The sequence below is a fragment of the Kitasatospora sp. NPDC023120 genome (assembly GCF_055560835.1).
In genome coordinates, this window is record NZ_JBVHHY010000018.1 from 189,416 (window position 1) to 201,010 (window position 11,595).

Sequence of the window (11,595 nt, forward strand, 5' to 3'; positions counted from 1 at the left end):
GTCGGCCCGCCGTCGAGGACCCGGCGGGCCGGGGGATGCCGCCGCCTCAATCCCCGCGGGCGGCGGTGAGGTCCGGGAGGGCATGCGGATGCCCTCCCGGGCCGGGCGACGCCTTTCGGCCATCTCGCGATGCCCATGCCAAAGGCGGCCCGCGGGCGGTCCGGGCCAAGGAGGGGAAGGCCCGGCCCGCCCGGCCCCGTCCACCGCGGGCCCGTCGCCCCCTCCCGAGCCGCCCGCACGCGCGTCCCCGGAGCCGCCCGCACGCGCAACCCCCGGAGCCGCCCGCGCGCTCGCCGCCGAAGCGGAACCCGCAACACCGGCCACAGCGGCGCCGAGCGGTGGCACGATGTCCCCTGACGGCGCGTCGAGCTGCGGGGCCACGTCCGGACGCGCGCGCGGACCGCCACGGCACACCCCACCCGGCCGCCCGCCCGGTGGCGAACGCGCCGCCCGGGTGCAGGTCCTCGTCCGGTGGAGGCGCGATGCGGTGGCTGACGGGCTGGTGCACGGGCGCCGCGTCCAGGGCGGGCACGCCCGCCCACGAGGCGCTCGGCACGGTCGCCCCGATCGCCGCACGCCCCCTGTGGACCGGGCCCGACCCGCTCTGGGCCGTCGGCGACTGGCGGCCCGAGGAGATCCGCCTGGTCACCCTCCGCCCCGGCGCCCCCGCCGTGGTCAGCACCGGACCCACCGCCCCCGACCCCGTCGAGGACACCCCCGCCACCACCCGGCTCGCCGTCCTCGGCCACTGCGGCGCCACCGACGCCGAGCTCGCCGCCGGCCTCGCCGCCGCCCGCGGCGGCGCCGTCCGCCACCTGACCGCCTGGCCCGGCAGCTACACCGTCGTGCTGCGCTCCGGCACCCGCTCCACCCTGTTGCTCACCGACCTCGCCGGCGCCCAGCCCGTCTTCCACACCCCCTGGGGCGGCGGCACCGCGTACGCCACCGCCGCCCTCCCGCTGGCCGACCTGGTCGGCGCCGCCCTGGACACCGGCCACCTCGCCGCCCGCCTCGCCTGCCCCGAGTCCCCCGAGGCGCTCGGCACCGGCACCCCGTACCTGGGCGTCCGGCAGGTGCCGCCCGGCCACGTGCTCGCGATCCGCGGCGGCCGCCCGTACCAGTCCTCCTACGACGACCCGGTCGGCGCCGAGCAGCCCCGCGACGAGGCGCCCGCCGTCCGCGAACTCACCCGCGCCCTGCTGGAGTCCGTCCGCTCCCGGGTCCGCACCACCGCCCCCGCCCCCGACCCCGCCGGACGCGCCCGGCTCGGCGTCGACCTCTCGTACGGCACGGCCTCCGCCACCGTCGCCCTGCTCGCCGCCGCCGTACCCCTGCCGCCGGTGCCGAGCCCCGTGACCGCGGCCGCCACCACCGCCCCGGACGCCACGGGCACCGGCACCGGCGCGGCCAGGAACGGCGCGGTCAAGGGCTCCTGGGCCCGCACCGCCGTCCGGGAACCCGCCGCCCCCGAGCAGTTGGCCGCCGTCACGCTCGGCGAGACCGAGCCCCCGGCCACCCTCGCGCTCGCCCCCGACACCCCGCGCCTGCGGCACACCGTGCTCGACCCCGGCCCCGACACCCTCCCGTACGCCGGACTGCGCACCGACCCGCAGGCCGGCCGGCTCACCGACGAGCCAGGGCCCGAACTCGTCGCCGCCGCCCGCGCCGAGGCCCGCTTCGACGCCGGCGGCACCGACCACCTCACCGGCTACGGCGCCCGGCAGGTCCTCGACGGCCACCCGGCCCGGCTCGCCGACCTCATCCGGGCCGGCCGCCCGCGCGAACTCCTGCCCCCGGTCGCCGCACTGGCCGGGGCCGACCGGGCCGTCGCCGGCGTCCTGACCGGCGCGCTGCGCACCCCGCTCACCGTGGTCCGGGCCGCCCACCGGCTCTCCCGGGTCCGCTACGCCGAGGCGCTGGACGAGGCCGCCGCCAAACTGACCGCCCGCCACGTCCCGGACGGCGGCGGGACGGCCGGTGCCCGCTCCGCCGTCGACCTCGCCTGGTGCGTCCCCGGACCGGCCGCCCGCTGGCTCTCCGACGAGGCGCTCTCCTCGGTCGCCCTGCGGCTGCGCCTGGCGGCGCGCAAACCGGCGCCCGACGAACACCCCGGCGCACACCGCGCCCGGCACGCCCTCTACCGCCAGGCGCGCTCCTTCCGCACGCTCGTCCACGCCGCCGAACAGCCCGGCCAACGCCTGCACGCGCCCTTCCTCGACAACCAGGTCGTCCGCGCCGCCCGGCTACTCCCCGACGACGTCCGCCTCCAGCCCGGAGCCCGGCACGCCCTCCTGCACGCAGTCCTCACCGGCGCCGGCCGCACCGACCTGCCCCCCGACTGGGGCCGCGGCCCCCGCCCCGACCGCACCGCCCCCGCCCGAGCCGGCCTGCGCCTCGCCGCCGACGGCCTCGCCGAACTCCTCGACGCCCCCCTCCTCGCCGAAGCCGGCCTCATCGACCTCCCCGCCCTCCGCGCCGACCTCGCCCCCTCCGCCGACCCCCTCTCCCCCTCCGCCCTCGCCGGCCTCGCCGACCTCGTGTCCACCGAACTCTGGCTCCGCCGCGTCCGCGCCCGCCGCCACGGCGCCTGCTGGACCGGCCTCCCCCACCCCCAACCCCCCGCCCTCACCCCCTGACCACCCGTAGAGGGCCGCCTCCAGGCCCCCACCCCGGGGCCCGCGCGCCGTCCCTCCGCCAGCTCCCCCGCCGAACGGTCCGCCGACAACCCTCCGGCCCCGGCCTCCGCAGGTCCTTCCCGGCGGGCCGCCCGCGCCCGGCTCCTCCTCTCGGCGCGGTTGCGGGGACGGCGTCGTGCGGGCGGGTCATGATGGCGGAGGTGTGGATCCGGGGCGAGGAGGGCGTGCGGTGGCCGGTGGGAGCGCGGGGCGGGACGTGCCCGTGGTGCTGTCGGTGCTCGGGCGGCCGCCGACGGGGCGGTCGGCGGGGGTGCTGGCGGCGTGCGACGGGTCGGACGGGTCGCTGTGGGCGCTGGACCGGGCGATGACGGAGGCGGAGCTGTTCGGCCTGCCGCTGTACGTGCTCGCCGTGGTGAACCCGGCGCCGGCCGGCTACCCGCCGGGGATGGCGGAGCTGGTGCAGGAGAGCGTGGAGACGCTGGTCGAGAGCACGGCGGACGGGCTGCGCCGTTCGGTGAGTGCCGTGCAGCGGCAGCGCCCGACCCCGTACACCGGGAAGATGTCGCTGCACGTGGTGCTGGGCAACGTCATCGAGGTGTTGCTGGAGGCGGCGACCCGGCAGCACACGCTGGTGGTCGGCACCCGGGGCAACGGCGGCTTCTCCCGGCTGCTGCTGGGCTCGGTGAGTTCGGCGGTAGTGCACCATGCGGCCTGCCCGGTGCTGGTGGTCCCGGCGCCGCCCGCGGGCTGAAACACCAGGCCAGAGGCCTGTCGGGAATGTACCGAGATGGTTCATCGTTCACCCATCTCGTACGCATCTGACAAGACGCCCCCTGGAGACCCCCGCATGAAGGTCGAGATCTGGTCCGACATCGCCTGCCCCTGGTGCTACATCGGCAAGCGCCGCTTCGAGCAGGCCCTCGCGGACTTCCCGGGCCGGGAGCAGGTCGAGGTCGTCTACCGTCCGTACCAGCTGGTCCCGGACGCCCCCGAGACGGCGAGCCCGCACCGCGCCTGGCTGGCCGAGCGCTACGGCCCGCAGTCCGTGGCGATGGACGCCCGGGTGGCCGAGCTGGGCCTCGCCGAGGACATCAGGTACGACTTCGACGCCGCGCTGCACGCCAACACCTTCCTGGGGCACCGGCTGCTGCACCTCGCCGAGTCCGAGTACGGCGCGGCCGTCCAGGGGCGGCTGAAGGAGGCTCTGCTCAAGGCGCACTTCACCGACGGCGTCGACGTCGGCGACCGCACCGCGCTGGCCGACGTCGCCGTGTCGGTCGGCCTGGACCGGGAGCGGGTGACCGCCTACCTCGCGGGCGACGAGGGCACCGCCGAGGTCAACGCCCAGCTGGCCGAGGGCCGGGAGCTGGGCATCAGCGCCGTGCCGACCTTCGTGTTCGAGGGCATGTGGGCGGTCCAGGGCGGCCAGGACGCCCAGACCTTCCGCAAGGTGCTGGACCAGGTCGCCGCCGAGATCGGCGAGCGCCGGCCCGCCCCGGTGCAGGTCGCCCCGGCCGGGGAGGCCTGCGCGGACGGCTCCTGCGCCATCTGACGTTCCCGGCACCGCCCGGAGTCCTCGGGTCCGTCTTCGAACCCCCGTAGGTGGGGGTTTGGAAGACGGACCCGAGGCCCGTGTCAGGAGCACCTGAAGCGGGCCTCGCCCCAGTCCGCGAGGTTCAGCGCCGACCAGATCCCGTTCGCCCGCGTGACCACCAGCTTGATCGACGTCTGCCCGGCCAGCGGCACGTGCACCGGCACCGCGTCGTCGCCGACGGCGAGCGTCCGGGAGTGCCACAGGGTGCGGCCGTCGCCGCCCTGGACGGAGAAGACCACCCCGCCCGGGGAGAGCGTGGCGTCGTCCACCCCGGCCACCGCGTCGAAGGACGTGCAGCTGCGGTTGAGGTCGATCACGGTGGTCGCCGGGGCGTGCACGGTGAGGGCGTGCGGGTGGTAGTCGCCGCCGATCCAACCGCCGTCGCGCTGCCAGAAGTTGTCGCTGCCCTTCTGCCGGATGCTCGGCTGGGACGGCGGTTCCCGGTGGTGGCCGGGCTTGACCACCGGCAGCGTGTCGGCCCAGAAGTCGGTGGGGGCGGGCGGCGTGGGCGGTGTGGGCGGGGTGACGGTCGGGGTCGGCACCGGCGGCAGGGTGGGCGTCGGGACGACGGGCACCTCGGGCGTGGGCACCGGCGGCAGGGTCGGCCGGGGCACGACCGGGGGTGCGGTGGTCGGCTTCGGGGCGGCCGGGCTGCTGGGCGCGGGGGCGGGGGGCTTCGGCGCCTTGGTGGCGGGTGGAGCCGGCGCGGGCTTGGCGGAAGGGCTGGCGCTGGGCGCCGGTGCGGGCTGCTCCGGAGCGGGCGCGGCGGGTGCCGGGGGCGGGGCCGACACGGGCGCGGGCTCCGGGGACGCCGGGGGAGCCGGCGGCGCGGGGGAGGGGGCGGCCGGGGCGCTGGTGGCCAGGGGAGCGGCCGCCGGGGGCGCCGGTTCGGGCGAGCCGGTCAGCGCGTACGCGGCGACGGCGGCCGCGGCCACCGCGACGGCGGCGGCGATCCCGGCCTTGGCGGCGGCGCCCAGGCCCTCGCCGGCCGCGGCGGCGGCACCGCCCCCGCCCCCACCGGAAGCCGCACCGGCCCCCGCGGCACCGGCACCAGCCGTACCCGCGGCAGACGTCCCCGCCGTACCGGCACCAGCCGTACCCGCGGCGACACCGCCGACCGCGCCGCCGACCGCGGCGACACCGCCGACGGCGGCCGCGGCGGCGCTGAACCCGCCGACCCCGACCCAGACGAGCACACCGCCGGGCAACAGCGCGCGCAGGCCGGTGTTGATCTCGGTCAGTTCCAGGCAGGCCGTCGTGCAGCGGTCGCACTCCCTGAGGTGACGCCCGACCTCCGCCGAGGCCCGCTTGCGCAGCGAGCCGCGCGCGTACGCCCCGAGTTGGTTGGCGTACGATTCGCAGGCGTTGTCCTGGCTGCCGGAGACGTGCGCCTGCAGGAACGCGGCGGCGAGCCGGTCGCGGGCCCGGTGGGCCTGGACGGCGGTGGCGTTGGCGGTCTTGCCGAGCATCACGGCGACGGTCTTCGGGGACTCCCGCTCGACTTCGGTGTGCCAGAGCACCACCCGGTCGTCCTCGGGCAGTTCGGCGTAGGCCTGCATGACCATCCGCTGGTCGGCCATCGCCATCGCCCAGGCGTCGGCGCCCGGGTCGGCGAGGTCGAGGTCGACCACGGCGGCCGAGGTCTGCGCGAAGACGGCGAAGTCGTCCACGAGTTGTTCGCGCCGCTCGCTGCGGTGCCAGGCGGCGGCGACGTTGCGCACGGCGGTCAGCAGGTACGCACGGACGGCGAACTCCGGGCCCTTGCCCGCTCGCAGCGCCTGCAGGGTGCGGGCGAAGACCTCACCCGCGAGGTCCTCGGCGGTGAAGCTGTCGCGGCAGCAGGTGCGCGCGTACCGGCGGACGGAGTCGGCGTGGCGGCGGTAGATCTCCTCGTACGCGGTGTCGTCGCCGGCCCGTACCCGGGCGGTCAACTCGGGGTCGGAGGGCGGGCGCTCGCCGTCCACCGGGTCGGCGGGGGCGGGTACGGTCGGGCGGGTCCGCCGTCCGTCGCCGAACGGCTCGCCGACGAACGCCTCGGGGGCGACGCCGCCCCGGCCCGCCGGGGCCTGGCCGGGCACCCGGCCGGAGGGCAGTGCGGCGGCGGAGGCGGAGAGCGACTCGCGGCTGGGCATCCCGGCCTGGTCGGGGACGTGTCCGGCGGCCGAACCCGGTGCGGCACCCGGTACTTGGGCCGCACCGCCGACACTTCCGACACCGCCCGCACCGCCGACCCCGCCGGAGCCCGCGGCGGACCCTTCGGCGGTGCTACCGGAGAACCCCCCGAAGTCGAGGCCGTACCCGTAGTCGTTCTGTTCCTCGGCGCTCACAACGGACCCCAGATTCCACGACAGCCCCCGTAGTGTGGCAGGGCGCACGGAAGTGCGTAGGCGCACGGTTCCCCGACGTGCGGCGCCGACGGCGCGCGAAGGGCGCGCATCGGGACATTGGCTCCAACCACGGGCAAAGGATGGCATAGCGCAGGGACGGGCGGTAGCCGGACCGGCCGTTCCCCACTCTTCCGTGGGGCCGTCGCGGATGTGTTCGCCCGGAGTGCGGTGGCGGTCGTGCGACGCCCACACCCGGCGCGCGTGCCCGTCCCGCGCGCCGGTGATCCGCCAACTCCGTTACCCGCCAGGCCCAGCGACCGTACCCGCCGAAGCCGGCGACCGTACCGGCCGGTCGCGCTGCCCGCGCCCGGCGCCGGGTGTCAGCGAGCCCGCAGGCCGTCCAGCAGTATCTGCAGCAGCCGGTCCGAGGGTCCGGCGACCGGTTGACCGTCCGTCTGCGGAGAAGTCGGCGAGAAGCCGCCCGCGGCCGGCGTCGACACCGAAGGCCGCGCCGCGTGCACCGGCACCGACGCGGTCAGCACCAGCACCACGTCCGACACCGTGACGCCCGGCCGCAGTTCGCCCGCCGCACCGGCTCGCGCCACCAGCGCGGCCAGCAGCTGCAGCAGCAGCCGGGGATCGGCGTCGGCGGCGGACGGTTCGACCGCCCCGCCGGAGCGGGCCTCCTCGCCGCGCAGGTCGAAGCGGACGGCCGCGGGCGGTTCCGGCACCCGCTGCTCGGGCACCCGGCCCAGCTCCTCCGCGTACCGGAACGCCTCCGGCGGCAGCAGCCGTCCCGCGCCGCTGCTCACGGCCCGGGCCAGGTAGCCGGCCAGTGCCTCCCAGGCGCCGTCGCCGCCGTACAGCGATTCGCGCGCCTGCGCGGTCAGCCACGCCACCTCCTCGGCGGCGATCCGCTGGACCAGCACCTCCTTGCTCGGGAAGCGCCGGTAGACGGTGCCGACCCCGACCCCGGCCCGGCGCGCGACCTCCTCCATCGGCGCGCCGTAGCCGAACTCGCCGAACACCTCACGGGCCGCCCGCAGCACGCTCTCCAGGTTCCGCCGGGCGTCCACCCGCAGCCGGGCCCCGGGCACCGGCACGGGCTCGGCCCGGTACGGAACGGCGGCGTACGCCATCCCGGTCGGCGCCAGCCCGCCCTGCGCCATCCCGGTCTGTGCCGGCAGGTCCACCGGGCCGCGCTGCTCGGGCACCATGTCCGGTCCGGCCTGCGGTGCACCCGCCCGCCCCAACACCTGCTCCTGCTCCATCATCCCAACTCTCCCCCGCAGGCGTCCGAACCCGGACCCTGTCGTCGCCCGCCCCTGCACCCCCCGGTGCAGCTCAGCCCGTCAGAAATGACCCGATGACCCATCGCTCGTGCCGCCCGTCCCGTTCCGGTGACCACGGTTCGTGCCGCCGGGCCGGGTCCACATCCGGCTCGGCGCGTCGGCACCGTCCGGGGCCCTGTCCGGGAACTACCCTTCCCCGGATGCCTGTCCCTCAGTCGGGTTCTCACGCCAACGCTGGAACTGGCCGTAGTGGCCGCTCCACGGTGCGTCGCCGCCGATTGTCATGGCGACAGCCGCCCCGGTGCACAATCCGACCATAGTTCACGGCTCTTCGCGCCCGAAAGTGCGTCAGAAAGTCGCCCAGCAAGCACAACTGACCACGAGAGCCACTCGCGTAGCAACCCGCCCCGTACGGACTGTGGACAAGACCACCCTCGCCGGTCCTTCATAGGGGGGCGTGATGGGGGGACACCCCCGGCCGCGAGGCCGGGACGAAACGTCACATCGGCAGGAGGTGCACCATCAGGATCCTGATCGCCGGCGGCGGTTGCGCCGGTACGGCCACCGCACTCCACCTCCAGCGCCGCCTGCGCGAGCGGCTGCGGCGCGGAGAGGTGGAGATCACCGTCGTCGAGCCGCAGGCCTACTTCACCTACCACCCGCTGCTGGCCGAGGTCGCGGCCGGCTCGATCGACCCGAGACACGTGGTCGTCCCGCTGCGCCGGGTGCTGCCGGACTGCCGGGTGATCACCGCCCGGATCACCCGGATCGAACACGCCGCCCGTCGCGCCCTGGCCGACGCCGCGAGCCCCGGCGAACCCCCGGCTCCGATCGAGCTCCTCTACGACATCCTGGTGGTGGCACCCGGCTCGGTCTCCCGGACGGCACCGGTACCCGGCCTCGCCGAGCACGGCCTCGGGTTCTCCACCGTCGGCGAGGCGGTGGGCCTGCGCAACCACGTCCTGGAGCAGCTCGACCTCGCCTCCGCCACCCGCGACCCCGCGCTGCGCCAGTCCGCGCTCACCTTCGTCTTCGTCGGCGCGGGCTACGCGGGCGTCGGCGCGCTCGCGGAGCTGGAGGACATGGCCCGCGCCGCCGTGCGCGGCTACCACAACGTCCGCCCGGAGGACCTGCACTGGGTCCTGGTGGAGGCGACCGACCGGATCCTCGCCGAGGAGTCGCCCGAACTCGCCGAGCACACCCTCGGCGAGCTGCGCGAACGCGGCGTCGACGTCCGGCTGCGCACCACCCTGGAGTCCGCCGTCGACCGGGTCGTCGCGCTCTCCGACGGCAGCCGCTTCGGCGCCCGCACCCTGGTCTGGACGGCGGGTGTCCGGCCGTCCCCGCTGCTGCGCGAGACCGATCTGCCGCTGGACACCCTCGGCCGGGTGCGCTGCCTGTCCACCCTGCAGGCGGTCGGACCGGACGGACGGGCCCTGCCCGGCGTCTGGGCGGCCGGCGACTGCGCGGCCGTACCGGATCCGAACGCGGACGGCGCCCCCTGCGCGCCCAACGCCCAGCACGCCTTCGCCGAGGCCGAGCTGCTCGCCCGCAACATCGCGGTGGCCCTGGACGGCGGGCCGCACGCGCCGGGCCTGGCCGCGTACCGGCCCGGCCCCGCCGCCTGCTCGACCTCGCTCGGACTGCACCGCGCCGTCGCGCACACCCGACGCGGCGGCAAGCTCACCGGCCGGCGGGCCTGGTGGCTGCACCGGGCACGGCACCTACGACGGCTGCCGAGCACGGAACGCCGGGTCCGGGTGCTGATGGACTGGGTGCTGGGCGGGGTGTTCTCCCGGGAGGTGGTCTCGCTGGGCGCGATGGAGCACCCGCGTTCGACCTTCGAGGACCGATTCGACCCGAGGTTCGGACGGCCGTCCGACACCGGACCGGATGCTCCCCGCTGACCGCCCCCGCCCACCGGGGCCGGAGGCCGATCCGACGGCCACGCCGGACGCGCGACTTCCGAAACCGGGCCTCTCCCTGACAGGATCAGCCCGACCTGGTCATTACCCCGTGTACCACTGCGTACACAAAAAGTGATGATATGCCTGGAAAACGAGGAAGCAGCCGTCGTTTGAACCTCATGCGCTGGAGCGCCCGGCTCACCGGAGCCCCCTGGCGTGCCACCCCGTCCAACGGGACCGGCACGGACGAGGGCGCGCCCTCCGCCGACGGCGTCGTCGTGCCCAGCCCCCGCGACCCGACCAGCCCCACCACCGCCACCGAACTCCTCGACCCGCACAAACCCCAGAACCTGCGCGAGGTCCTCAACCGCATCCCCGCCCCGGTCGCCGTCACCTACGGCCCGCTGCACCAGCTCGGCTACGCCAACCGCGCCTACCGCGAGCTCTTCGGCGAACGCCCCACCGGCCTGCCCGCCCGCGAGGCCCTCCCGGAACTCGGCACCATGGGCGTCCTGCCCCTGATGGACCAGGTCATCCGCGGCGGTCGCCCGCGCAGCGTCAAGGCCCGCTGCATCCTCGGCCTCACCGGCAACCGCTACTACAACGTCTCCTGCGTCCCGCTCGGCCCCGGCGACACCACTGACACCCCCGTCGAGGGTCCGCCCGCCGGCGTCCTGATCTTCGCCGCCGAGGTCACCGACCAGGTCCTCGCCGCCGCCCGCCTGCGCGAAGCCGAACGCCGCCAGCGCGAGGCCGCCGTCACCCTCCAGCGCAGCCTGCTCCCGCAGAAGCTCGACCAGCCGGCCGACCTGCGGGTCGCCGCCACGTACCAGCCCGGCGGTGCCGAGGCCGCGGTCGGCGGCGACTGGTACGACGTGATCGCCATCGACGGCGGACGCACGGCACTCGTCATCGGCGACGTCATGGGCCGAGGACTGCGGGCAGCAGCCGTGATGGGACAGCTGCGCACCGCGGTCCGCGCCTACGCCCGCCTCGACCTGCCCCCGCACGAGGTGATGCGCCTGCTCGACGGCCTCGCCATGGAGATCGACGCCAACCAGATCGCCACCTGCACCTACGCCGTCTGGGACCCTCAGCGCCGCACCCTCTCCTACGCCTCGGCCGGCCACCTCCCGATGCTCCTGCGCTGCCCCGACGGAACCATCCTGCGCAGCGAGGAACAGAACGGCCCCCCGCTCGGCACCGGCGACGGCCTGCACGTCTCCCACACCCTGCGCCTGCTCCCCGGCACGACCGGCGTCCTCTATACGGACGGCCTGGTCGAGCGCCGCGACGAGGACATCGACCAGGGCCTGGACCTCCTGGCCCGCACCCTGACCGGCGCGGTCGGCGCCCCCGACGTCATCTGCGCCCGGCTGCTACGAGCGATGGGGGTGACCTCGGAGCACGACGACGACGTCGCCGTCCTGGCCTTCCACCTGCCGGCCGAGGAGGTCGCCGAAAAACCGCTTGCGGAGCTTGACTCGGCGAGGCCACAGGTCTAGTGTTCTTCGAGCTGCCTGGCAGGGAGCACCGGACACGCATCGGCGCGGACGGTCCCGGGGCAGCCAATCCTCTGAAACACCACTTCCCAGGTTCGGGCTGGGTTGCGTCCGCGTTTTCGCGTTCGCGGCTCGGGCCTTATTCGGCGTGCTCGTTTTATCGGATTGCGGTCGATTCGCCTTTCGGGGCAGGGATCGGCTAGAGTTTGAAACGTCGGACGGGGCGTCAAACCCCGGAAGAAACCGGCGAGTTGGATGAAGGAAGCCCGGAAACGGAGCGGAAAACATCTGATAAGCTGGAAACACGAAAGAACGAAGCCCGGAGGGTCCGCTGGAA

Annotated in this window: 6 protein-coding genes and 1 pseudogene; 5 read left to right on the forward strand and 2 right to left on the reverse strand. The window is 75.9% G+C overall.

Annotated features, from left to right (window positions below):
- Positions 1 to 482 precede the first annotated feature (482 nt).
- The 3 genes from ACZ3TI_RS26200 to ACZ3TI_RS26210 all read left to right on the forward strand — a co-directional run bounded on the left by ACZ3TI_RS26200 (position 483) and on the right by ACZ3TI_RS26210 (position 4,188).
- On the forward strand, positions 483 to 2,636 hold the full coding sequence (locus tag ACZ3TI_RS26200) for an asparagine synthase-related protein (RefSeq protein WP_465730189.1): 2,154 nt from the start codon (positions 483 to 485) through the stop codon (positions 2,634 to 2,636).
- Between the two features lie 229 nt (positions 2,637 to 2,865).
- Positions 2,866 to 3,387, forward strand: coding sequence for a universal stress protein (locus ACZ3TI_RS26205; RefSeq protein ID WP_465730191.1), 522 nt, complete (start codon positions 2,866 to 2,868; stop codon positions 3,385 to 3,387).
- Between the two features lie 96 nt (positions 3,388 to 3,483).
- A complete protein-coding gene (locus tag ACZ3TI_RS26210; protein ID WP_465730193.1) occupies positions 3,484 to 4,188 on the forward strand; it encodes a DsbA family oxidoreductase in 705 nt (234 codons plus the stop codon).
- A gap of 83 nt (positions 4,189 to 4,271) precedes the next feature.
- On the opposite strand, the gene ACZ3TI_RS26215 is transcribed toward ACZ3TI_RS26210, so the two are convergent.
- Entirely contained in the window at positions 4,272 to 6,557 is a 2,286-nt protein-coding gene (locus ACZ3TI_RS26215; RefSeq protein WP_465730195.1) for a sigma-70 family RNA polymerase sigma factor, read from the reverse strand.
- 380 nt (positions 6,558 to 6,937) lie between these two features.
- Entirely contained in the window at positions 6,938 to 7,696 is a 759-nt protein-coding gene (locus ACZ3TI_RS26220) for a TetR/AcrR family transcriptional regulator (protein WP_465730213.1), read from the reverse strand.
- A 686-nt stretch (positions 7,697 to 8,382) separates the two neighbouring features.
- Here ACZ3TI_RS26220 and ACZ3TI_RS26225 point away from each other — a divergent pair.
- The gene (locus tag ACZ3TI_RS26225) at positions 8,383 to 9,756 is read left to right on the forward strand and encodes an NAD(P)/FAD-dependent oxidoreductase (protein ID WP_465730215.1); all 1,374 of its coding nucleotides are present in this window, start codon (positions 8,383 to 8,385) and stop codon (positions 9,754 to 9,756) included.
- Between the two features lie 170 nt (positions 9,757 to 9,926).
- Positions 9,927 to 11,204 (forward strand): annotated as a pseudogene (locus tag ACZ3TI_RS26230) (SpoIIE family protein phosphatase); the annotation flags it as partial.
- Between the last annotated feature and the right edge of the window lie 391 nt (positions 11,205 to 11,595).

What these genes read in the sequence shown, in the direction of transcription:
- ACZ3TI_RS26200 (WP_465730189.1), top strand. Translation starts at nt 483, where the DNA reads ATGCGGTGGCTGACGGGCTGGTGCACGGGCGCCGCGTCCAGGGCGGGC.
- ACZ3TI_RS26210 (WP_465730193.1), top strand. Translation starts at nt 3,484, where the DNA reads ATGAAGGTCGAGATCTGGTCCGACATCGCCTGCCCCTGGTGCTACATC.
- ACZ3TI_RS26220 (WP_465730213.1), bottom strand. Translation starts at nt 7,696, where the DNA reads ATGGCGTACGCCGCCGTTCCGTACCGGGCCGAGCCCGTGCCGGTGCCC.